This window comes from Aeribacillus sp. FSL K6-2848, assembly GCF_038004325.1.
Lineage (GTDB): Bacteria > Bacillota > Bacilli > Bacillales > Aeribacillaceae > Aeribacillus > Aeribacillus composti.
Map to the genome: position 1 here is coordinate 3,209,751 of NZ_JBBOQQ010000001.1, position 21,989 is coordinate 3,231,739.

Here is a 21,989-nt window from a genome sequence, read left to right on the forward strand (position 1 = left end):
TCAAAAAGCTGCCAAAGCAGCTTTAAATGTCAAAATCAATTTTTTCTTTTTCATTGTTATCGTCTTGTATATGTTTTTTCTTTCGAAACAGTTCTTGAATTTTTTCTACCGTTTGAGGGGTTGCATCTAAAATTTTTTCATAAAGATGGGTATTTTCATCTAAATGAAGAATTTTGATTCCATTTGTTCCAACAATAAGAAATGCGATTGGCGTAATCGATACACCGCCTCCGCTTCCTCCGCCGAAAGGAAGTTTTCCTTTTTCACCTGTAGTGCTGCTTCCATAAGGACTGCTTGAATGTTTTTCACCTGTCGGTCCGTAAAATTCACTGCCACCTGCCGCAAATCCGAATCCCACTTTTGAAACGGTTAGTATAACACTCCCATCAGGAGTTTCAACTGGATCGCCAATTATGGTATTGACATCGATCATTTGCTGCAAGTTTTCCATTGCCGTTTTCATTAACCCTTGAATCGGATGATCGCTCATACTTTTGCCTCCTCTAAACTATGTTCATTCTTCTTGTTTTTCTTGGCAAACGGTAAGTTTCGCCATAATGCTGTTTTTGATCTCGACCATTTTACGAGACGCAATCCTGCTATGATAGCATTCCCAAGTCGGAATTGCATCATACATACAAATGTCGTTTTCAAAACCATTCGGTTGAAATTAGGAAAGATTGAAACAACTGGATAACCTATTAATGTAAAGTATCGGGAAGCGAAATAAATAATAGAGCTTTTCATCCCCCATAGTGTACCCGCCGACATTCCTGTTGAGGCAGCTTCTCCCGTTCCGATTTCAGTACGCCACTCCCATTTCACAATCCGAACCTTCTTCAAAAATTTCCGAATAATAAAGGAAAAATGGATAACATTTTCCAATATTTCTTTAAAATTTTGCAGCTTCTCAAACAGCTCTTCAGGAGTCACTTTTTCGGACGATTTTTGAGTTGAATGTTTCGTTTCTTTTTCTTGTTTATAAACAATATTTGGACCTTCTTGATCCAGTTTTATAAAAGGGATTTTGATTGTGTAGCGAATAAGGCCAAAAAACAATAGAAATGTCACTCTTAACCGATCGTCATATTTATCGTGTTTATATGAAAGTACAATCGTTAATTTTGTCATTGCAACAAGAAGCACAAATATCAAAAATAGGAAAAAGACTATTGCAAGCCAAAATGGCATAATTTCACATCCTTTCAGTGAACCATTATCACCTCTCTATAAAAAAATAAACCTGCCTTTTCGGCAGGTCATCTTGAAAACCGTTCATCATGAATAACTGTTGTATCGCTGAATAAATCGTGCAGTCCTTGTTTCTTTTTTGTAAAAGCAACGATCAAATATCCGATCCACGTAACCTTGGAAATGTACCGTCCGATCCATTCCCTGAAGAAAACATCGGTCCATGTAAGCTTATCATTTTTTAAAGATATAACACGCAGGCCAAAAACCATTTTCCCGAGCGTTTGTCCTAAAAACTTCGTCATAAGAATAAAGTAGGAAAAGAAAAACAAGGCGCTTAAAATTCGATAAGGTGAAAAAATAAAATCGCTTTTTTCCAATCCGATCAGTAAAAAAAGCGGATTGGCAACAATTCGGATGACGCTTGAAACAACAATGAGGTCAAGCAAGTATGCCCAAAACCGCATCCAAAATCCCGCAAAGTGATAAGAGATGTCTGTTTGAACCTCACGCTTTTGTTCAATTTGATTTATTTCTTCAAATGTTCCATCCATGTTGGCACCTCCTACTCCGAATATAAATACATCAGGCGGGGAGAATTCGGTTGTGAAAACAATTTGTATAGTCCTTGCATTTCCAGATCTTTAGAGATCACCTTCCCAGCCATCATGGAAAGGAACGATTCAAATCCAAAGCTCGATTTATATTTGAATACATATGGATCTGATAAGTCTAAGTCTTTTTTCATCATTTCCACCGCATCATCAAAATAGCCTAGCTCGTCAACTAAATGGAGCTGTTTCGCCTGCCGGCCGTCATAAATTCGTCCATCGGCAATTTTCCGCACTTCCCCTTCATCCATCTTTCTTCCTTGCGAGATTACGTCTACAAAGCCTTCATAAGCGTTATTCACCATTTTTTGAAGAATTTCTCTTTCCTCTTTTGTCATATCTCTTGTTGAAGAAAAAATGTCTTTATATGGACCGCTTTTGATCGTTTCTACTTTCACCCCAAAGTTTTTTGCCAATTCACTGTAGTTTATTCCTTGCATAATGACCCCTAGCGAGCCTGTCATCGTATCCGGTGCTGCAATAATTTTATCGGCAGGAGTTGAAATATAATATCCTCCTGAAGCTGCCATGGTTCCCATTGAAACATAAATCGGCTTTTTCGCCTTTTCTTTAACTTCCATTAGTTTTTTATGAATTTCTGCACTTTCCACTACTCCCCCGCCAGGAGAGTTGACTCGCAAAATTATTCCTTTTACGCTTTTATCCTCGCCGGCCTTTTCAATCAATTTCAAAAATTCTTTATGATTGTAGCCTTCACTGGCAAAAATCGATGTAACATCTTCACCCGTATCTTGAATCACTCCATTTACTTCCAGCACCGCAATTTTTTCATCCGGCATTCCTTCTTCAAGGACTTCCTCGGAAAACTGCGATTCAAAAAAATTCTCAGACAATTTTTCTGCATTTGAAACAGCCATAGAAGTAAAGCTAATGATCATCGAAAAAACAAATAATGCTGCGGCAATTCCTAACGCAGCCCACCTTTTTCCACTCAAGATGTTTACCTCCTTGATTCAATTTCACCTTTTTTGACATGTTCCATTATAAAAATGTTAAACTATATATCATAGTGTATTTTAACATTTATTTATATAATTGTGGAGAATCTTCCAAAAAGAGGGGGTTTTTTTGATGGATCCACGCCGAAATATCTACTTCTTTTACAAACATAGCGATCACCTTGAACAGAAAATAGCTTCGTTGATTGACTTGGCGAAGCAGTATGATTTTCGTCCTGTTGAAGATTGGAGACATGCGAACATTATCGTAGCAATCGGAGGGGACGGAACATTTTTGCAAGCGGTTAGAAAAACGCAATTTCGCGACGACTGTCTGTACATAGGCATCGCAACTGAAGGGCATATCAGTTTTTATTGTGATTTCCATATAGATCAAAAAGACAAATTAGTTGAAGCTTTTCAGCTGGAAAAGGTCGAGGTAAGAAGATATCCAACCATCGATGTCACCGTCGACCATGAAGTAAAGATTTCCTGCTTAAATGAATGTAGTGTCAGATCAGCAATTATTAAAACATTTGTTCTGGATGTATTTATTGATGATATGCATTTTGAAACGTTCCGAGGCGATGGAATGATTATTGCCACTCCAACAGGGAGCACAGCCTACAATAAATCTGTGAAGGGAGCTGTCGTCGATCCGCTCATAGACTGTTTACAAGTAACTGAACTTGCATCTTTGAACAATAATCTATATCGGACGTTAGGATCCTCTTTTATTTTAAGCGGAAATCGAAAGCTTACGTTAAAAGTAGTGCAGGACGGCAACGATTATCCGATTATCGGAATGGACAACGAAGCTCTAAGCATTCGTCATGTCAACCAGCTGGATATTGAATTAGGAAAGAAAAAAATTAAAACTGTTAAATTAAAAGATAATTCTTTCTGGGATAAAGTGAAAAGAACCTTTTTATAAAATGAAAATGAGCGAAAAGGATCACCTTTTCGCTCAAAAGCCAAAATATTCATTTATTGAAATGTTCCGCCACCGCCAGATAGTTGCTGCTGAGCAAAAGATACAAGCCGCTTTGTAATTTCTCCTCCAACGGAGCCGTTCGCGCGGGATGTAGTATCAGGACCTAAGTTTACACCGAATTCTGATGCGATTTCAGTTTTTAATTGCTCAAGTGCTTGTTCAGCACCAGGAACTAAAATTTGGTTAGAGTTGCTAGATCTGTTTTGAGCCATGTGTCATTCACCTCCTTGTGGATATAGAATGTGAAAAAACACATGGCTTCATGCATAAAACGAAATGGTAATTGTTTTGAACTTGTGGAATATTATAGTAAATTTTCAAAATCCTCTTCTATTTTTTCTTGTATATCATGTTTTCTTGGAAATTCAATTGTTACTGTTTCCTCAATCGCCTTCTGAATGAGAGGTTGAAAATCTACATAGCTTTCAAGCTTTAATATTTTCTCCCTTTTCGGCTTCGTTTTCGGTGAAGCTGGTGTAAAAATAGTACAGCAGTCTTCATAAGGTCTGTTTGAAATCTCAAACGTATCAATTTTTTCGGCAATTTCAATGATTTCATTTTTATCCATTGAAATTAAAGGTCTCAGTATAGGAGTTGTCGTCACTTCATTAATAGCATACATGCTCTCAAGCGTTTGGCTTGCTACCTGCCCTAGACTTTCGCCTGTTACAATGGCTAAGGCGCCTCGGTTTTTCCGAATTTCATCGGCAATTTTTAACATCATTCTTCTAGTCGATGTCATTGTATAATTTTCTAATATTTTTTGCTGAATGGTCACTTGAATTTCTGTAAACGGAACGATGTGAAGCACGATTTTGCCGCCAAATTCGGTTAATTTTTCTACGAGATCCATAACCTTTTGCTTCGCTCTTTCATTCGTATATGGAGGGCTGAAGAAATGGATCGCTTCAATCTCCAAGCCTCTTTTCATTGACAAATACCCAGCGACAGGGCTGTCAATTCCTCCAGAAAGCATCAGCATCGCCTTTCCGCTTGAACCAACCGGAAGCCCTCCCGCCCCTTTAAAATCTTTGCACATTATATATGTGGCATGCGGACGGACTTCTACGCGCACGTTTATGTCCGGATGATGAACATCTACTTTCAAACCGTCAGTATGAATAAGTATATGCCGACCAATTTCATAATTGAGTTGGTCTGAAGTTAACGGAAACGATTTATCTGCTCTTTTGGCCGACACTTTAAAAGTGTCTCCGTTTTTATACAATTGCTTGACTGCCTGTAAAGCCGTGTCCTTTATGGCTTCGATGTCGCTTTTCGTTCTGATTGCCAAACTGAAGGACTGTATGCCAAAAACTGTTTGCAATTTTTCCGCTACCTTTTCCCCTTCTTCTCCATTTAATTTGATAAAAAGGCGATCTCTGTTCGCTGTATACTCTAAAGACGAAAAGGAAGACAATGCAAGTTTTATATTGTTTTTCAAATGGTTAATAAAATGTTTACGATTTTTTCCCTTTAAAGACATTTCACCATATCTGACTAAAATATGATCATATTGCATGTTTATAACCCCATTATATTTTTTAATTTTTGTATAGATGATGGCAGGACGTCAATCAACGGCTTGACATCATCGATCGTCTGCCCAATTGAAAGGCTTATGCGGATGGCGCTTTCGGTGATGCTGCTTTTTTTGCCCATCGCCTTCAATACTTTGCTTTCTCCCTTTTTCCTTGAAGAACAAGCTGAAGTAGTGGAGACATAAATATTCTCCTCTTCAAGCATATGAACTAAAACTTCCGCTTTTATACCAGGTACAGAAAAGTTGATAATATGAGGGGCGGAAGATTCCTTTGGTGTGTTGATAATAATGCCATCTATTTTTTCAAGCTCATTTATAAGATAGTTTTTCGTATTAATCAGACGATCGATCTTCTCTTCATAGTCGTTGAATGCCAGCCTTAAACCTTTCGCTAGGGACACGTTGCCCGCTAAATTTTCGGTGCCTGATCTAATGCTTGCTTCCTGGCCACCCCCTGATAAAAGAGTGAGAATTGGTGTATTTTTTCTAATGTACAACACTCCTGTACCGTTTAGGGCATGAAATTTATGGCCAGATATTGTACATAAATCAATTCCCGCTTTTTTTATATTTAAAGGAACCTTCCCGACTCCTTGCACGTGATCGACATGATAAACGATGTTCGGATAGTTTTTAAGTATTTCGCCAATCTCTTCAATTGGCTGAATCGCTCCGATTTCATTGTTGACATGCATAACGGACACTAAGATTGTATCGTTACGTACAGCCTTTTGTATGTCAGCTGGAGACACAATGCCATTTTCATTTACAGGAATCCACGTCACTTCAAACCCGAATTCTTTTTCAAGCTGTTCAAATGCTTCGCTGACAGAAGGGTGTTCAATAACAGTCGTAATCAAATGCTTTCCTTTATGTCTTTGTGCAAAAGCCGCGCCTTTAATCGCCAAATTATTTCCTTCCGTTGCTCCAGACGTAAATATGATTTCCTGTCCGCTTACACCTAGCAAATCGGCTACTTGTTCTCTTGCTTTTGTTAAAAGTCTTTCCGCTTGAACACCCAAATGATGAAGAGATGATGGGTTCCCGAAAAACTTTTCCGCCACTTGCCGGTACGTATCAAGTACATCAGGGTAAGGCTTTGTAGTTGCACTATTATCCAAGTAAAGCATCGGTTGTATACCCCTTTGAATTATATTTTCTAACACTTTGCAATGCAATATTAACATAAGTAAATTGAAATGAAAAAGAAAAGATCATCACATAAACGGGCTCATTCAGACGAAAGCCTTTGTCCAGCACGTAAGCCGCTTTTTTTGTGAATTCAACAAAGTCATCTTCGATCATTGTCGTCTTCCCGCATCCGCCGATCCCAAGCAGCGTGTAAAACTTCCCGCGTTCAATCTTAAAAACTGACATCATCAAGCACGACTAATCTCGCTCAAAGCGGATGATTTCCCCTTTCTTCGTCAGTCGTTCCCCATTTCTTGAACCGCAAATAAAATTTGAGATCAATCTCTTTCTCATTCCTATCAATCACTTTTAGAACACAGAGTAAAGAAATAAAAAAACTCGTTACTCCTCTAGCATTTTGCTTTAGAGAAACGAGAATTAGCTGATTTTCTCAGCTGTTCATTATGCCATAAAAAGTTGATAAAAGCATCGGCTTCTATTTTTCAAAATAACCGGACTATCGTGAATTACTTTTTAAGCAGCTCATAAAACGCCTATAGCGCAAAGCGTAATGTCGTTCCAAAAGACTGCCGGAACACTGCCACAGCTGCCAGCAGGTTCAATAGTTTTAACCCGCTGATGATTCGCTTCTTGAATCCGTTCATCATCATGTCCTTTAGCTGCCCTTTTTGCTTGCTCCTTGCCTGCCAGAGCTAACTCGGGAAACGTCAATCCTTGAAAAAAAGTTTTCATGACGACCTTCGTTTCTATTTCCTTTTAATGAAGGGGCTGTCTAATAAGTCGTTTTTTCGGGTTATTGACCCCTTTAATGTTTTAGAAACTTTGATATATCGGTGTTTATGATTTTTTGTTTTCGATGGGAGCTTGACTTTCTGGACAACTCCAGCGTATTACCGAATATTGCTTCAGCAACATGTTAAATGATATCCAAAGGCACTTTTTTACGAGGTTTTGGAAATGCCTCATCAAGTCGGTTCAAGTCTTCTTGGGTTAATTCAATAGCAGCAGCTTCAGCATTCTCCAGCACATGCTGCTCTTGCCCAGCTTTTGGAATAGCAATGACATCATTCGTGCGTATCGTCCAAGCAAGTGCAATTTGTAATGGTTTTACATTGTATTTTTTTGCAATTTCATTAACAGTTGGATCCGTCAACAACTGCTTTCTTAATGTACCTCCTTGGGCAAGGGGGCTGTACGCCATAATCGGTATATGATGTTCCCGGTGCCAAGGCAGCAGATCAAAATCAATTCCTCTCGAACCTATATGGTATAACACTTGGTTTGTCGCACAGTTTGATCCGTTGAGCGTGTTCCATAGCTCTTCCATATCGTCTGTGTCAAAATTGGAGACTCCCCATCTTAATATTTTTCCTTCTTTTCGCAGCTTTTCCATACCTTCGATTGTTTCTTCTAAAGGAATGCGGCCTCGCCAATGTAAAAGATATAAATCTAAATAGTCCGTCCCCAGCCGTTTTAAGCTGTTTTCACATGCAACGGAAATCTTGTCTAGTCCTGCATTATGCGGATACACTTTAGAGACTAAAAACACATCATCTCTGCGCCCTTTGATTGCTTCGCCGACTAAGCGTTCAGAAGCGCCATTTCCGTACATCTCAGCAGTGTCAATTACTTTCATGCCCAATTCTATTCCAAGTTGTAAGGCTTTTATTTCTTTAGCTTTCTCCTGCGGCTTATCTCCCATGTACCATGTTCCTTGACCTATGCATGGAACAGTCGTACCATCAGGCAGCTTCACTACTCGTTTTTCAACATGACTTCTTATTTCCATGATTTTATTACTGTCCAATATTCCCATCCACTCTCGACCCTTTCCGTTATATTGTGAATTTCCCATTCTATAAAATTCCGCTTTCATACCTCAACCGTCTTTTCAACTTCAAAAATATGTACGTGCTTTCGAAACTTGTTTTTAATGTTTGTTTGATTGCTATTGTTTCCCTTTTTCACCTTTATAACAAATGTGGCAATGAATTACAACAAAAAAGCCCGTCACAGCGGCAAGCGCCTAGAAGGGACAAATAAAAATAAGGAAAGGACGATTCACAAAATCATCCGGCTGTGGAATTTCATTATCTTATAGATAACAAGCTCTGCAATTGCTCATGTTTGTACGAGTGGAGTTTCAATTTCTTATAGGTTTTCTCATGTTAAGTGAAAAAATATACTCTCCAAACCGACATTTCGCACAGCATTATTGCTTCAACTCCTCATAGTTAAATAAAAATGCTTACTGACTATAGTCCATATGGGAGCATGGGCAATAAAAATGCCCGTCTTTCAAACGAAGACAGGCATAAATCATAGATCTTTCAATTCATTTTCAACAAGCTTCTGTATTCTTTTCATCGCTTCCGAATCGATTTCCTCTATGGCAGCAGCCGCTTGCTCCAAAGATTTGCTGTATTCATAATTTCTGAACAACTGTTCAGCTTCTTTTAATTTTTTATCAAGGCCCGAATACGTGCTGCGGTATCGATTACCGTATTGTATTAATCTTTCGACTAAACAAACTTGGGCAATGATCTCATCTGTGTTTTCTTTTAATTGTTCGATGATGCTCACAGCATCGTTTAAATACGTTTGGACTCGATCCATATCGAGCGGAATTTCTTCAAGCGCATTGCTGACCTTTTCAAACGATTGCTGAGCAGTTTGTAATTGCTCCACGAAGCTTTCCGGAAGGCCGGGAATGTTGTTTTTTCGAATCGCCCGTTTAATCTCAGCCATCATTCGCTTTAGTTCTGCTAATTTGTCGCGCGCGTTTAATTCATCCTTTCTCAATGCCTGAAGCATCGAATGCCATTCGTTGTATTTTTCCTTTGCTTGATCAATTTGCTTATTAAAACTTTCCAGTTCCTCCTGTAAAACGGAATACGCAATATTGGAGTTCTCTATGCTTGCCAAAATATGCTTGTAATGATTTTTCAGTTGGTTCATCAGTTTATCCAACTCTTTTAGCTTGTCGACATCATCATTTGACAGCTGGTAGCTCTGCTGTACAAGACTGACTTGTTCTTTTAAATCATTTTTTTCCTCTAATAAAGATTGCAGCTTTTCCCCGGTTTTTTCCGCTTCTTGTCTTACATATTGGCTCGCATACACTTCCTTCTCAAGCATTTCGTAAATGTTATCAATCGTTTCTTTTATGGAATCAAGACCCATTTTCACGTCTTCTGTCTCTGCTTCACTTAGCTTCTTTTTCAAGCCCTGCATTTTTTCCTCAATATGCGAAATTTCTTTTTCCACTTCCAAATGCTCAAGCTTGTAGCCATCCTCGAGCAGTTTTTTATACCCTTCTTTCAATTCGGAAATCTCGTTCGGCACAATCATTTGACATTCAGTTAAAAGCTTTGGAATCTCCTCTACTTTTAATTGGAGTGCTTCAAGCTTCTGTTTTTGTTCATCCAAAATTTCCTTCGCTGTTACGTAATTTCCCGAGTTCATTTCCTCATCAAATTTTTCCATTGTATGTAACATTTCATACAACTCTTTTTCCAGCCGTTCATACGCAGTTCCAAATGTATGGCGATGGGAGAGCAGTGTTTTTTTCAACTCTTTTAGCTGTTGTTTGACTGCTTCACCTTCTGTCTTATTATTGCTTTCTGTTGCAACAAGATCGTTAATGTGCTGAACAATGCCGGCTATTTGTTCTTCTATTTCTTTTAAAACCGATTCAATATGTAATAAAACTTCTTTTGACTTTTTAAAGCGGTATTTTTCAGCATATTCCTCCGCTTCAAACAGAAGCTCTTCCACCTGCGGAAGCCTGCTAGTGACGATATCGTCCCAATCTTTTCGCCAGCGTTCAAACAATTCTTCTGTTTCTCCACTCATGATTAATTCTTTTACTTTGGACAGTTCATCTGTTATGGACTGATTCATAATGTCTATTTTCCAAGCTTCAAGACGGTCTACTTCTTTATAAATATTTTTTCGAAATCCATAACCGATTCCAAATAGAAGGAAAATCAATAAAATTAATACAATCACAACTTCCATTATGAGCCCCCTCGGTCCGTTTCACTTTCTTAAAGGGTATGTATATTTTAAACGACGTTGTCGAAAAAACTTTCAAAAGAAAATAATGTGTTCTCAATGTATTTATGATACCATGATAACGACATTTTTTGAGCAAAATTTTTAATTTTTTCACATAAATCTCGACAAACTTGAGGTGATTTCTATGAAAAAAGATGGACATGTTCACACCCCTTTTTGTCCCCACGGTACGGACGATTCATTTGAATTGTATATTGAAACTGCCATAAAAAAAGGATTTTCTGCTATAACCTTTACAGAACATGCTCCATTGCCGGAAGGGTTTGTTGATCCAACTCCCGATAAGGACAGCGCAATGCCCTTCAGTGATATCGACCGCTACTTGTCTATTTTGCTAGACTTAAAAAAACAATATAAACGCGATATCGATATTCATATCGGTTTAGAAGTAGACTATATTAACGGTTTTGAAAGAGAAACAGCGCAATTTTTGGACAAATACGGTCCTTTTCTTGATGACAGCATTTTGTCCGTACATTTTTTAAAATTAAATGGACAATATTATTGTGTAGATTTTGATGAACATACGTTTCAAAAAATGGCGGAGCTTTCAGGCGGCATCAATCATTTATACGAATTATATTATGCGACAGTATTAAAAGGGGTTGTTTCAGATCTTGGAAAGTATAAGCCGAAGCGGCTTGGACATATTACGCTAATACACAAATTTCAAAAGCTTTTCCAAGCCACATTTGATGAAAAGCCTTATATTGAACAGATTTTTGCTGAAATGAACAAAAGGGGGATGGAACTGGACGTCAACACTTCCGGTTTACGAAAAGCCTTTTGCGGAGAAATTTACCCGCCAGAGGATATTATACAAGCGGCAAAAAAACAAAGCATCCCTCTCGTTTATGGTTCTGATGCCCATAGCGCGAAGGATGTAGGCAGCGATTTTTCACTTTTTGAAAAAATGGTTTAGTCATTTGATTGTTTTTCGTTTTTCTGAAAAAGTATTTGTTCCAGCCATGAAACCAGCTGTTTACTATATTGCTTGACAAAATATTCTTCGTACGGATTAATATGTAAAACTTCATACATGTATTGAGGCTGTAAAAACGGCATATTTATTAAGCTTTTGAATTGTACTAAAAAATGGGGAATGTCTACTTGTTTAAATTGGTTCGCTCGCATCCCTCGTTCAAGCAGGTTAAGCAAATAATATTTTTCTTTCGCTAAATAAGTCATCATCACCTGGCGAATGAGAGTCGAATCAAGCGTTACTTCTCGGTGGACAAAACGGGCAAGCCGGCGGTTTTCATATTGATAGCGGAGAAGTTCTTCAACGATTGCCATAAGAGAGAGTTTTGGAGATTCTGTACATTTTTGATAGCATTGATCGATTACGTCTAAATAACCTTCATAAAACTTGGACACTAAATGTTCCAATAATCCGTTTTTTCCTTTAAAATAGTAAGAAATATGGGCGATATTTGCATTGGCCCGTTTGGCAATTTCCCTAACCGATGTTCCGGTGTAACCTTTTGTATTAAAAAGGAAAATTGCTGCATCAACGATATTTTCTTTCGTAACAGTGTTCGTTTTCGTTTGCAAGTGGATCACTCCTTTTGTTGATGGCTGTTAGAAGTTTTCTACCCGCAACGATATTTTCCTGCTATAATTTCTCGACAAAGTTCGTACTTACTTGTCATTTTGAAAAAGAAAGTGAGGAATTTCCATGTTTGTCGTCGAAAGCTATAATGGAACAAAAGAAGAAAATTATGAGCTTGTGTTAAAACAGCTTACAGCATTGATTGAAGGGGAAAAAAATGTCATAGCGAATTTAGCTAATGCATCCGCCTTGTTGAATCAATTTTTGTCAGAAATCAATTGGGTTGGTTTTTATGTAAAAGACGGAGATGAGCTTGTTCTCGGACCTTTTCAGGGGCTGCCGGCATGCGTTCGAATTCCTATTGGCAAAGGTGTATGCGGAACGGCTGCTTTCGAAAAAAGAACGGTGAGAGTGGCTGATGTAAATGAGTTCCCTGGACACATCGCCTGCGACGCGCGATCACAATCGGAAATCGTTGTCCCGCTTATTAAGAACGATGAGGTAATCGGTGTGTTAGATATTGACAGCCCGATTAAAAACCGATTTGATAAAATAGACCAAAGATATTTAGAAAAATTCACGAATATTCTTACAGAATACCTTTAATAGCCTTGTTTTTCAAACGCCGGAAGTCGTGAACGAGTGGAAATGAGCATTCAACTTTTGAACCCTTTCAAATGATATAAAAAAGGGTCCCTAGTTACGATCTGTCAAACGATTTTAACAAATCAGAGCAATACCTAGGAACCCTTTATGCTCTTTCTTGGTCTAAAACCGATACTTGATTTTTTCCATTGCGCTTTGCCTGATACAAGGCATCATCTGCTCTTTTAAAAAAAAGGGCAGGCGAATCATTTTTATGGGCTGCATCCCAACAGGAAACACCGCATGAAACTGTTACAGGCGGTTTCGTTGATTTCCGCACAGCTGAAACAATTCTGTTTGCCACTTCACATCCGATTTTTAAACCCACTTTAGGAAGATAAATGGCCAGCTCTTCTCCGCCCCATCTAGCTCCTACATCTTCCTCCCGTATGTTGTTCCTTATAGTTTTAGCAATTTGAATAAGCACTTTATCGCCTACTTGGTGGCCATACGTATCATTGATTTGTTTAAAATTGTCTACGTCTATTAAAATTAATGTGCCTCTTTGGTCTTCTTTAAACGATTGATGAACAACCTCGTCAAAATATTTTCTATTAAAAAGATTTGTAAGCGGATCTGTGATCACGAGCAATTCCAGCTTTTCCCGAAGCATGGAGTTCGTAAAGGCGAGTGTAGAATGAGACACAAGCGATTCCATTAATTTGTACATATCAAACGTGAAGGAATACGGTTCTTTACGCAGCACAACAGCAAATCCGATGATTTTTTCACTGTCGATCATCGGAACGGCCATTATTGATTTATAAACGGCTTCCCCGAGAATGGAATTGGAAATATCGCCAGTGAATACACTATTTTGCTCCAATATATTTTGTGCAACCCAATCAACGTAAGCCTTCGATTCATCTGAATGGAAAAACGATGTACTTTCTGAAAGCATGTTCCATTTTTTATTTTCATCAAAAATAAAAAAAGCGGCCTCATCTGCAGAAAATGAACGAAGCATTCTTTTAACCATGTATTTCATCGTATCTGAAATCCGCAAGTTTTTATTAATTTTTCGAGCCGTATCATTAATGAGCTGCAAATCGTTTACATGCTGCTTCGACTGTTCATACAGCTTGGCATTTTCCAGCGCTTTGCCGCCGGCCTTTGCCACTTTTTCGATCATATCGATTACGTCATCGATTTGTTCAATATGAAGTGGGATATGTACATCAATTAATCCATAAACACCCTGTCTTCCTGCAATCGGGACATAAATATAGAGCCCGTTTGACGAGCTTCTTACGACCATATCGCCTTTCAAAAAGGCTGTCATAGCTTCCTCATACTGATCTATTTCCTGCTCCAAATTTTTCACAGGAATTTCATGTCCTAATGAATAATCCATTGGCAAAATGAAATGGCATAATAGGTCGGGATACATTTGCCTCAAAGTGTTATAAAGCTTGTTTAACACTTCTTCTTCTTTCATAATGGAATAAAGTTCATCAGTTAATAAAAACAATTGATAATATTTTTCTTTAAGCGTTTTTTGCAAATATAATTTTTTTCCGTGAAAAAACATGGCAAAACATATTTTAGAAATTTTTTCTAGTTGTTGATTAGAAAGTTTGTGAAGTACACGGCCTCCTCTGAATTCCAACAGCATTTTTGGAGAGGAATCTGCCGAATACTGCAAAAACAATCGTCCTTTTTCTTTGTAAACTACAAATTGTTCATCGTCTTTGAAGCTAAATGATTTCGAAGCACCTTTTACATCGTTATTGCTCGAGTATTGGCATAAAAAAAGATTCGAACCGATCTCTTTCCAAATCGACACATTTTGAAGATTAAATGCTTTGATTAAAATGGCAAACATTTCATTAATAAATTCATCGAAATGCTGCCTGTCCGAATCATTCATAAGTAATCGGAAAAATAAGTTTTCAAAATGATCCCAATCCATACTCCACCACCTATAACCGGGAAAATAGACCTTATGACTTTAATAGTATTATAACATGAAGCACATTTTTTTTTGTGAAAAAATTGGTATTTTTTTCACAAAAAATAGAAATGAATGTGTGAAGTTCGTCGGATTAAATATTCCTTTTCGCTGACAGCAAAGGAAATAATCTTGACACCGCTCATTTAAAATCATATAATGATCGTTGTGTAAAATATAGCAGCCTAAGGATTCGACAATTATGATGTCATTTTGTTCCTCAAATCTGAGGTGTACCGTGTAACTCTCTGCTGCTGGAGCGAAGGTACATGAAAACAAAATGTGCATAATTGAGAGAATCAGTCTGTTTGTATTTTACAATCGAAAATACAAAAGGAGGAGCAATATGTCTCGTTATACAGGTCCTACATGGAAAATTTCCCGCCGTTTAGGCATTTCTTTGAGCGGCACAGGCAAAGAGCTTGAAAAACGTCCGTATGCACCTGGTCAGCATGGTCCAGGCCAACGGAAAAAACTTTCTGAATACGGCTTACAATTGCAAGAAAAACAAAAGCTTCGCCATATGTACGGAGTTAACGAACGTCAATTCCGCAATACTTTCGTAAAGGCGGGTAAAATGCCGGGTATTCACGGTGAAAACTTTATGATCCTTTTAGAGTCTCGTTTAGATAACATTGTTTATCGTCTTGGCTTGGCTCGCACTCGCCGTCAAGCACGCCAATTGGTTAACCACGGCCATATTTTAGTGGATGGAAGCCGCGTGGACATTCCGTCTTACCAAGTAAAACCAGGCCAAACGATTTCTGTCCGTGAAAAATCCCGCAACCTTCAAATCATTAAAGAAGCGGTTGAATTAAACAACTTTGTTCCTGAATATTTAACATTTGATCCGGAAAAGCTTGAAGGAACATACACTCGTCTGCCTGAACGCTCTGAATTGCCTGCGGAAATCAACGAATCGCTCATCGTTGAGTTCTACTCTCGTTAATAAAATTAGATTGTATAATTCAGTATTTAAAAACCCTGAAACCCTTGAGAAGAAAGGATTTCAGGGTTTTTTTGTTTCAATTTAGGTTTTCATAATGTATTATTTTGGGGCAAGTGGGGCAGCTTTTGGAGCTACTTTTTATAAAAATGCGGACAGATGCTGAATTATTTTTATATACACGAAAGTACCAAAATGAGATTTAGAGCCTGTGGAAATCTTGAAATCGTATCAGTACATTCAGATCTATCACGATTCATAAAATGAATGTGCATAGTAAAACGTTTTTATAACTTAAAATTTTCCCTATTTTTAACTAATTCTTTTTACTCACATAAAATACACGGGACATTTGCTCTATTGAATTTAAATTGTTTAGTTTTGTGCCTGCATGCCATATCGTTGCAGAAAAAAGCTTGAAGACTCACTTCTTAAAACAAAAAAGGAATTGAGTGCATAATGAAGAATATTTATATACGGCAATATTCTATTAGATTTATTTGTAAAATCCCAATAACGAATGCTTTCACAGCTGGTGAAATAATATCGATTAACGATCTTCTAATGAAATAGATGCTGATACATCGGATGACGAAGCAAAATTTGAGGTAGGAATTTAGTTCTTTACTCAAATTTAAAATTAAAAGTTGATGATGAGAAAGAAATCAATTTTTTAAAGGGGCTGCCTGATGAGTTCCTAAAATGAAGGAGTTTGGAGAAATACTACAGTGAAGGACAAAAATAATTGAATAAATTTGTAAATGTCCTTCATAGAGGCAATGAACCCAACAAGAAGAAATTGTATGTGCTGAATGTCCGTCAGAAAACTTTTGAAGAACCAATTCAGAAAGAGGGAGCATAAGAAAAGTCCTTCATAAGACTTCTGAAGGATATAAAAAGATAGAAAAAATGGTCTGCCCGATAAGTCCCTAAAATGAAGGGGCTCGAAAAAGTCAGTTAACCCTGACCTTTTGGACAGCTCCTAGTTTCTTTAAATATTACAGTATTTCACGCAGGGGGGGACGATTTATTGGATGATTTTAATTTGATTATATTCTTATGGAGAACTTCATTTGTTATTTCAATAATTACATTTATAATTGGTTTACTCCATCGTTCTTGGCTGTTTATGCTTATTAGTACTGTAACATTTTTACCAGTTGCATATTATTTTCTCGGTGCGTTAAACGCATGGCGGTTAGTTGGATATATACCAATTTTATTATTTTCACTTACAGTCCTGTTCTGGTTTCTTAAAAAAAGAAATAAAAGCGGAGAGAAAATAAAACGATAAGATCTTCCTCTTCAACAAAAGTATTTGAATAGATAAATGAAAAGATTGACCATAAAATTTGGCCAATCTTTTTTGCATAACCGTGTTATGAAAAAACAAGTGGAATATTGAAAAATCCAAGATTTAACATTCAATTGTCTTTCCTTTTCCCAAACCCTACCGCAAGTCCTAGAAAAATATACGCATAGGACAGGATGATTAATTCCAAAAAGCCAAATTTATGAAAAACAAGTGAATCCGGAGCTTTTTCATCGATATAATCCCCCTTGCCAACCATATAAACCCCGACCAAGAGATAGATCACAATGGATATTGCCAAAAATAATTTACCGAATATAGTAAAACGAAATTTAGAAACAACTAACGCAATTATCATCCAATATCCTAATCCAAGTAAGACTAAAAAAATTGAAATATAATATGGCTCGTAAACAGCCAATTCACTAATTTTCATTGTTATCGTTCTCCTTGATTCCTTTATTATGGATTACATCCTTATATCCCGTCTCCACGGCTCCAAATTCCTTGGGGATTTCCAATTTCAATTCTCTTTCCTTTTCCCAAACCCTACTGCAAGTCCTAAAAAAATGTACGCATAGGACAGGATGATTAATTCCAAAAAGCCAAATTTATGAAAAACAAGCGCATCAGGTGCCTCCTCATCGATATAATATCCTGTTCCTACCATATAAGCTCCGACCAATAAATAAATTACAATGGATATTACCAAAAAAATTTTACCGGAAATCTTAAATTGATATTTGGAAATAGCTAATCCTATTAAAAATAAATAACCTAAACCGAGTAAGATTAACAAGATGGATATATATGTAGGTTCATAAACACTTGGTTCCATAACATTCATAATCATCTACACTCCTTCTCACAAACAAAAGTGTTCCATCATTCTCTAAGTTTGGGGCATCGACAGAAACCGATAGCTCCGAGCCCGCTTCTTGATCGTCTATGTCAATTTTCACTTCAAATCCATCTTGCCGAGAGATCACCTCTTCCCCCTTCTCCGCAGTCGGAACTGTTTCTAAATCTTCAATTAAATCACAGGGCAATTCGTCATATATACAGGCGATGATAATTGTCTGAAGATTACTTTGTGCATTTACTGGAAAACTCGTATAAGAGCATTTTGCAAAATTAGATTTTTTGGATAAAAGTATAAAAAATAAAGCACTCGGCAAATAGCTACCAGCATGTTATTTTACAAAATATTACAATAATCTTGTTTTCGGGCATACCTACAGAATTTTTCACATTGAATTTTTTTAAGCGGCTTTCTTCCCTTTATTTTCCTTTGCCATCGCTAGCGCTGAAACAAGTAATACAATAGCGTTCAGGTAAATATGGGTCTTTACTTTTTCAATTCCCCATACATGTAGGGAGTTCGCCGTAAGGTAGCTTTTCATTCTTGAATTACAGCGTTCTACACTTGTCCTCTCGTTGTAAAGCTCTTTCCAACGTTTTGTATCACGGTGCGGATTGGAATATCGGCGCACATCCTTTTTGATGTCGACTTTTACCACCATTCCATAGTTGGAAGATGAACAGGCTGCCATTCCTAATGGGCAATCCACTTTGCCGGTTGCGTGAGGACATCTGAACTTGAGCTGGTCCTTATCAGCTCCCCAATAAGTCATTTCATAACCCATGGAACAACGCGGAGTTCCATTGGAAGAAATCCCTTCAGGAGGCTCTTTTTCGTTGCGCAAATTGAGCGGGATAATGGCTTGCGCTCCAATGTTTTTGGCTGATTCATAGTTTTTTAGTTGGTCATATCCGCCATCCATGATCAGAAATTCAATTTTGGATTTGGTACGCTCTGCCACTTGCTCTATTAATTCTGGTGCGACTTCTCCATCGTTCACATGGGCAGGGGTTACTTTTATGGCTATTGGCAGTTCGCTTGCGGTATCGACTGAAAGATGCATCTTATAGCCAAACCAGGTAATTTTATTGCCGAAGGAATCATATTTTGCGCCCCAATTGGCATTACCCGTTTGTTCACTACGCTTTTTGGGCTGTTTCTTTTCATAGGCATCAATGGCGGCACTGTCGATGGCCTGGTGGCTGCCGTCAATTATTCCTTCCTCCTGAGCTAACTGTACCAAGTCAAGGAAGATCTTTTCAGCCAGCTTTTTTTTGGTAAGTGCCGCAAAAACCCGGCTGAGAGTGGAGATAGACGGTGCGGGGCGATCAATCGATAAACCGCATTGATAACGGAAACGAAGGTCTTTATCCAATCGATGATGAAGGGCGGTAAAGGTGTCGATGCCTTCGAGTGGGGCAGCGATGAGAGCTCTTAGAATCCCTTCTCTGGAATGACCGTCAGCCCCTCGGGGTGAAGAACTTCTCAACTGTTTAGCATAAGGGCGTAAATCAAGCGAGCTAAAAAAGATAGGTAATTTCTCTTTTGACTCTAATTTTTGCAGTTCTTCAAAGGAAAATAGGCTTTCTTGTAGAATATACAAAGTGACTTCCTCCTTTTGAATTTTTGTGGTTTCGTCACTTCAAAAATTCTACATTTTAGGGGTGAAGTCCTTTTTTATTTCGTTAAAAACCTTGTCACTCTTGGGTTAAAAAATCTGCAAAATGCTCATAAAAATAAGGGCAAAAAAGTGCAATGAAACCAAACAAATATTTTTAATTTTCATATAATTACCTGAATCCGTGACAAAACATCTTTACAATGGTCGCAAACCGTTGATACGATAAGGGAAAACGACGTTGACGATTCTTCATCAAGTAGGTGATGTGATGAAAGATTTCCCGATTCGGTTTGTATTGACAGATGAAGCGATTACCCCAAGTGCTGGGCTTGCTCTCGTTGGCTACTTACTCCATCGAACGAAACTGGATAAACGGGTAAACGCACTTCGGCTTCCAACGGTTCGTCGAGAAGTGCACATTTCCCATAGCGATGTCATTCGCTCGATGATTGGCTTGCTTGCCACAGGAAAAACGGATTTCGATCATATCGAAGCGTATCGTCAGGACGATATCTTTTCGGCATCGATGGGGATTCAGCACGTGCCTTCCTCTCCAACCTTGCGACAACGACTCGATCAGCTCGCTTGTCTTCCGATGACCGAAACGATTCTTTGGGAGGAGTCCATACGTCTGTTGATTCAACGACATGCCACTTTGTCCCCTTGTTGGACCAAAGGAAAGACGACATGGCTTCCCCTTGATATAGATGGTTCCCCATTTGACAACTCCGATACGAAAAAAGAAGGAGTCAGTCGAACGTATAAAGGATTTGACGGTTTTACACCGTTGTTTGCGTATGCAGGGAAGGAAGGGTATCTCGTTCATGCCGAGTTGCGTCCAGGGAAACAACATGTGCAAGACAACATGCCCTCGTTTTTAGTCACCGCTATCCGTCGAGCTCGTCAACTGACTTCATCTCGTCTGCTTGTTCGCATGGATGCAGGAAACGATGCAGAAGCGAATGTGCACGTATGCCTAAAGGAAGACGTGGACTTTGTCATCAAGCGAAACTTACGCCGAGAATCGACAGCGCTTTGGTTCCAGATCGCTTCGCAAAAGGGCAAACGTGTCGATGATGGACAAAGCGAAGGAGTACAAACCTATGAGCTATGCCTTCCACAGAAGGCAGCGATCGATGGAAACACGTATACGTACGTTCAAGTCACCCAAGTGACGGAACGGACGATGGAACGCAATGGACAGCTGATGCTCGTTCCTGATTATGAAGTGGAAAGCTATTGGGTGCGGCTCAAAGGATACGAGCATGTTCGAATGAGCGATGTGCTCGCGTTGTATCATGACCATGCGACATGCGAACAGTTTCATAGCGAACTGAAGAGCGACTTAGATTTAGAGCGGCTTCCATCTGGGAAGATGAAAACGAATGCGCTCGTGTTGGTCATGGGAGCCTTCGTTTACAATCTTCTTCGTCTGATTGGACAAGATCTATTAAGCGATCCGAGACATCCGTTGCACCACAAAGTGAAACGCCGCCGCATCAAGACGATTATTCAGACGGTGATCACGATGGCAGGGCGACTCGTCCGTCGATCACGACAGATCTGGATGAAACTGACGCGAAGGAGTGGCTATAGCGAGCCCCTACTGAACGTCTATCAGAAATGGAGAGAGGCAAGATAACGAACGAATGTTCGGGAACTGATGTCCAACGTCACTCCCTGTGCTTTTTTGTCTATTTTTTTGGTTCGTATACCTAAAAAAGAGATTTGTTCCATTTTCGGAAATAGAGATGACATAGGTCATAAGCATAAAAGGGGTTTTATGGATTATCAATCCATCAAAATTACAACAAAATCAAAGTCGATTTCAATTCATCACGGATTCAGGATAATTACCTATATAACTAGTATTTTACAATTAAAATAAAATTTGACAAGCTTTTCTTTATTGATAAAGGGTGGTTGCCGATTGATCAATCGATTATATCGCTAAATACTGAAACGATTCAAAAGTCCATTGTAAAAACAAGTATACGCTCTTGGATTGAACAAGAAATAGAACTTTTATTAGAGGAATATCCAGATAAAACAATCATTTTATTACTAGATTCTGTATTTCGTTATAATCAGAAATGGGCCGAGCTTCGAAACGAAAATGTAAGCCTTTATGAACTTCCTTTCCAAAGTGATCTATTAAAGTACAATAATCGGATAAAAGTAATCCGGATTAATACTACAGAGGAAGTCCCTTACTATGATATTACAGACGATAAGAAGGAATTTACGAAAAAATCGGGTCTTTTTCGAGATGAAAAAGGAGTTTACTACAGTATTGGAATAAGACCGGAATCTTTACAGTCAAAAAATGACGCTGTAAAAGTTGATATCCCACATCAATTAATTGGAAAGCAAAAAAATGTAGAATTGATTATAAGCGGGGGGCATTCACAGGAAGAAAGGGATCGCTTAGCTCTTATGTGCCATAATTTAAGAAGAGCTAATTTAACCTATGACGCTTCAACAAAATTACCGCTACCAATGCATTGTTTAGAGACTTTAAAGGATTATATTGAAATTTTTTTAAAACTAACATGAATAGTGTAGGGCAT

23 protein-coding genes are annotated in these 21,989 nt (G+C 38.3%); 6 read left to right on the forward strand and 17 right to left on the reverse strand.

The genetic code is table 11. From position 1 onward, the window contains the following. Nucleotides 1-22: 22 nt before the first annotated feature. The 4 genes from ytfJ to sppA form a co-directional block, all read right to left on the reverse strand. Nucleotides 23-490: a GerW family sporulation protein gene (gene ytfJ, locus NSS70_RS15495; RefSeq protein ID WP_066247839.1), complete on the reverse strand. Its 468-nt coding sequence runs from the start codon at nt 488-490 to the stop codon at nt 23-25. Then, the gene (locus tag NSS70_RS15500) at nt 487-1,191 is read right to left on the reverse strand and encodes a DUF2953 domain-containing protein (RefSeq protein WP_063387374.1); all 705 of its coding nucleotides are present in this window, start codon (nt 1,189-1,191) and stop codon (nt 487-489) included. The genes ytfJ and NSS70_RS15500 overlap by 4 nt, the downstream gene beginning before the upstream one ends. Before the next feature lie 68 nt (nt 1,192-1,259). Further along, nucleotides 1,260-1,745 (reverse strand): RDD family protein, encoded by a 486-nt coding sequence (locus NSS70_RS15505; protein ID WP_063387373.1) that lies wholly within the window; start codon nt 1,743-1,745, stop codon nt 1,260-1,262. 11 nt (nt 1,746-1,756) lie between these two features. Continuing rightward, nucleotides 1,757-2,758: a signal peptide peptidase SppA gene (gene sppA / locus NSS70_RS15510; RefSeq protein WP_063387372.1), complete on the reverse strand. Its 1,002-nt coding sequence runs from the start codon at nt 2,756-2,758 to the stop codon at nt 1,757-1,759. Nucleotides 2,759-2,894: 136 nt separating this feature from the next. Between sppA and NSS70_RS15515 the strand changes: the two genes are divergently transcribed. Further along, nucleotides 2,895-3,695 (forward strand): NAD kinase, encoded by an 801-nt coding sequence (locus tag NSS70_RS15515; RefSeq protein WP_094246343.1) that lies wholly within the window; start codon nt 2,895-2,897, stop codon nt 3,693-3,695. A 53-nt stretch (nt 3,696-3,748) separates the two neighbouring features. Here the strand turns inward: NSS70_RS15515 and NSS70_RS15520 are convergent, their stop codons facing one another. The 7 genes from NSS70_RS15520 to ezrA all read right to left on the reverse strand — a co-directional run bounded on the left by NSS70_RS15520 (nt 3,749) and on the right by ezrA (nt 10,470). Then, nucleotides 3,749-3,967 (reverse strand): alpha/beta-type small acid-soluble spore protein, encoded by a 219-nt coding sequence (locus tag NSS70_RS15520; RefSeq protein WP_063387370.1) that lies wholly within the window; start codon nt 3,965-3,967, stop codon nt 3,749-3,751. A gap of 92 nt (nt 3,968-4,059) precedes the next feature. Then, nucleotides 4,060-5,277, reverse strand: a complete 1,218-nt coding sequence (gene thiI, locus NSS70_RS15525) for a tRNA uracil 4-sulfurtransferase ThiI (RefSeq protein WP_117017222.1) — start codon at nt 5,275-5,277, stop codon at nt 4,060-4,062. Nucleotides 5,278-5,279: 2 nt separating this feature from the next. After that, nucleotides 5,280-6,428, reverse strand: coding sequence for a cysteine desulfurase family protein (locus NSS70_RS15530; protein WP_339210210.1), 1,149 nt, complete (start codon nt 6,426-6,428; stop codon nt 5,280-5,282). Continuing rightward, on the reverse strand, nt 6,412-6,678 hold the full coding sequence (locus NSS70_RS15535) for a hypothetical protein (RefSeq protein WP_340881909.1): 267 nt from the start codon (nt 6,676-6,678) through the stop codon (nt 6,412-6,414). The genes NSS70_RS15530 and NSS70_RS15535 overlap by 17 nt, the downstream gene beginning before the upstream one ends. A gap of 294 nt (nt 6,679-6,972) precedes the next feature. Next, nucleotides 6,973-7,182 (reverse strand): hypothetical protein, encoded by a 210-nt coding sequence (locus NSS70_RS15540; protein ID WP_327847832.1) that lies wholly within the window; start codon nt 7,180-7,182, stop codon nt 6,973-6,975. Between the two features lie 184 nt (nt 7,183-7,366). Beyond that, on the reverse strand, nt 7,367-8,266 hold the full coding sequence (locus NSS70_RS15545; protein WP_340882543.1) for an aldo/keto reductase: 900 nt from the start codon (nt 8,264-8,266) through the stop codon (nt 7,367-7,369). 503 nt (nt 8,267-8,769) lie between these two features. Next, nucleotides 8,770-10,470: a septation ring formation regulator EzrA gene (gene ezrA / locus NSS70_RS15550; protein WP_340881911.1), complete on the reverse strand. Its 1,701-nt coding sequence runs from the start codon at nt 10,468-10,470 to the stop codon at nt 8,770-8,772. Nucleotides 10,471-10,654: 184 nt separating this feature from the next. Between ezrA and hisJ the strand changes: the two genes are divergently transcribed. Beyond that, nucleotides 10,655-11,452, forward strand: a complete 798-nt coding sequence (gene hisJ / locus NSS70_RS15555; RefSeq protein WP_063387365.1) for a histidinol-phosphatase HisJ — start codon at nt 10,655-10,657, stop codon at nt 11,450-11,452. Here hisJ and refZ read toward each other — a convergent pair. Continuing rightward, nucleotides 11,449-12,084 carry a forespore capture DNA-binding protein RefZ gene (gene refZ, locus NSS70_RS15560; protein ID WP_063387364.1) on the reverse strand — a complete coding sequence of 212 codons (636 nt, stop codon included), beginning with the start codon at nt 12,082-12,084 and terminating at the stop codon, nt 11,449-11,451. The genes hisJ and refZ overlap by 4 nt on opposite strands. Before the next feature lie 124 nt (nt 12,085-12,208). On the opposite strand from refZ, the gene NSS70_RS15565 reads away from it, so the two are divergent. Further along, nucleotides 12,209-12,688: a GAF domain-containing protein gene (locus NSS70_RS15565; protein WP_340881913.1), complete on the forward strand. Its 480-nt coding sequence runs from the start codon at nt 12,209-12,211 to the stop codon at nt 12,686-12,688. Nucleotides 12,689-12,833: 145 nt separating this feature from the next. On the opposite strand, the gene NSS70_RS15570 is transcribed toward NSS70_RS15565, so the two are convergent. Then, a complete protein-coding gene (locus NSS70_RS15570) occupies nt 12,834-14,639 on the reverse strand; it encodes a sensor domain-containing diguanylate cyclase (RefSeq protein WP_340881916.1) in 1,806 nt (601 codons plus the stop codon). Nucleotides 14,640-15,024: 385 nt separating this feature from the next. Between NSS70_RS15570 and rpsD the strand changes: the two genes are divergently transcribed. Continuing rightward, complete coding sequence (rpsD, locus tag NSS70_RS15575) at nt 15,025-15,627, forward strand: 30S ribosomal protein S4 (protein WP_063387361.1); 603 nt, start codon at nt 15,025-15,027, stop codon at nt 15,625-15,627. 1,421 nt (nt 15,628-17,048) lie between these two features. On the opposite strand, the gene NSS70_RS15580 is transcribed toward rpsD, so the two are convergent. The 4 genes from NSS70_RS15580 to NSS70_RS15595 form a co-directional block, all read right to left on the reverse strand. Then, the gene (locus NSS70_RS15580; protein ID WP_340881918.1) at nt 17,049-17,372 is read right to left on the reverse strand and encodes a hypothetical protein; all 324 of its coding nucleotides are present in this window, start codon (nt 17,370-17,372) and stop codon (nt 17,049-17,051) included. Between the two features lie 87 nt (nt 17,373-17,459). Further along, a complete protein-coding gene (locus NSS70_RS15585; protein WP_339193218.1) occupies nt 17,460-17,783 on the reverse strand; it encodes a hypothetical protein in 324 nt (107 codons plus the stop codon). Next, nucleotides 17,755-17,925 carry a hypothetical protein gene (locus NSS70_RS15590; RefSeq protein ID WP_339193219.1) on the reverse strand — a complete coding sequence of 57 codons (171 nt, stop codon included), beginning with the start codon at nt 17,923-17,925 and terminating at the stop codon, nt 17,755-17,757. Before NSS70_RS15590 ends, NSS70_RS15585 begins: the two co-directional genes overlap by 29 nt. A gap of 273 nt (nt 17,926-18,198) precedes the next feature. Next, a complete protein-coding gene (locus tag NSS70_RS15595; protein WP_339192838.1) occupies nt 18,199-19,401 on the reverse strand; it encodes a transposase in 1,203 nt (400 codons plus the stop codon). 286 nt (nt 19,402-19,687) lie between these two features. On the opposite strand from NSS70_RS15595, the gene NSS70_RS15600 reads away from it, so the two are divergent. Both NSS70_RS15600 and NSS70_RS15605 read left to right on the forward strand, forming a co-directional pair. Then, nucleotides 19,688-21,061, forward strand: coding sequence for an IS1380-like element ISGsp2 family transposase (locus NSS70_RS15600; protein WP_327847978.1), 1,374 nt, complete (start codon nt 19,688-19,690; stop codon nt 21,059-21,061). 281 nt (nt 21,062-21,342) lie between these two features. After that, entirely contained in the window at nt 21,343-21,975 is a 633-nt protein-coding gene (locus NSS70_RS15605; RefSeq protein ID WP_339193220.1) for an RNaseH domain-containing protein, read from the forward strand. The last annotated feature ends 14 nt before the right edge of the window (nt 21,976-21,989 follow it).

Coding starts and splice junctions, on each gene's coding strand:
- NSS70_RS15515 (WP_094246343.1), top strand. CDS start 2,895: ATGGATCCACGCCGAAATATCTACTTCTTTTACAAACATAGCGATCAC.
- NSS70_RS15585 (WP_339193218.1), bottom strand. CDS start 17,783: ATGAATGTTATGGAACCAAGTGTTTATGAACCTACATATATATCCATC.
- NSS70_RS15540 (WP_327847832.1), bottom strand. CDS start 7,182: ATGAAAACTTTTTTTCAAGGATTGACGTTTCCCGAGTTAGCTCTGGCA.
- ezrA (WP_340881911.1), bottom strand. CDS start 10,470: ATGGAAGTTGTGATTGTATTAATTTTATTGATTTTCCTTCTATTTGGA.
- rpsD (WP_063387361.1), top strand. CDS start 15,025: ATGTCTCGTTATACAGGTCCTACATGGAAAATTTCCCGCCGTTTAGGC.
- ytfJ (WP_066247839.1), bottom strand. CDS start 490: ATGAGCGATCATCCGATTCAAGGGTTAATGAAAACGGCAATGGAAAAC.
- NSS70_RS15505 (WP_063387373.1), bottom strand. CDS start 1,745: ATGGATGGAACATTTGAAGAAATAAATCAAATTGAACAAAAGCGTGAG.
- NSS70_RS15500 (WP_063387374.1), bottom strand. CDS start 1,191: ATGCCATTTTGGCTTGCAATAGTCTTTTTCCTATTTTTGATATTTGTG.
- NSS70_RS15565 (WP_340881913.1), top strand. CDS start 12,209: ATGTTTGTCGTCGAAAGCTATAATGGAACAAAAGAAGAAAATTATGAG.
- NSS70_RS15570 (WP_340881916.1), bottom strand. CDS start 14,639: ATGGATTGGGATCATTTTGAAAACTTATTTTTCCGATTACTTATGAAT.
- NSS70_RS15535 (WP_340881909.1), bottom strand. CDS start 6,678: ATGATGTCAGTTTTTAAGATTGAACGCGGGAAGTTTTACACGCTGCTT.
- NSS70_RS15600 (WP_327847978.1), top strand. CDS start 19,688: ATGAAAGATTTCCCGATTCGGTTTGTATTGACAGATGAAGCGATTACC.
- NSS70_RS15530 (WP_339210210.1), bottom strand. CDS start 6,428: ATGCTTTACTTGGATAATAGTGCAACTACAAAGCCTTACCCTGATGTA.
- hisJ (WP_063387365.1), top strand. CDS start 10,655: ATGAAAAAAGATGGACATGTTCACACCCCTTTTTGTCCCCACGGTACG.
- NSS70_RS15580 (WP_340881918.1), bottom strand. CDS start 17,372: ATGAAAATTAGTGAATTGGCTGTTTACGAGCCATATTATATTTCAATT.
- NSS70_RS15520 (WP_063387370.1), bottom strand. CDS start 3,967: ATGGCTCAAAACAGATCTAGCAACTCTAACCAAATTTTAGTTCCTGGT.
- NSS70_RS15545 (WP_340882543.1), bottom strand. CDS start 8,266: ATGGGAATATTGGACAGTAATAAAATCATGGAAATAAGAAGTCATGTT.
- thiI (WP_117017222.1), bottom strand. CDS start 5,277: ATGCAATATGATCATATTTTAGTCAGATATGGTGAAATGTCTTTAAAG.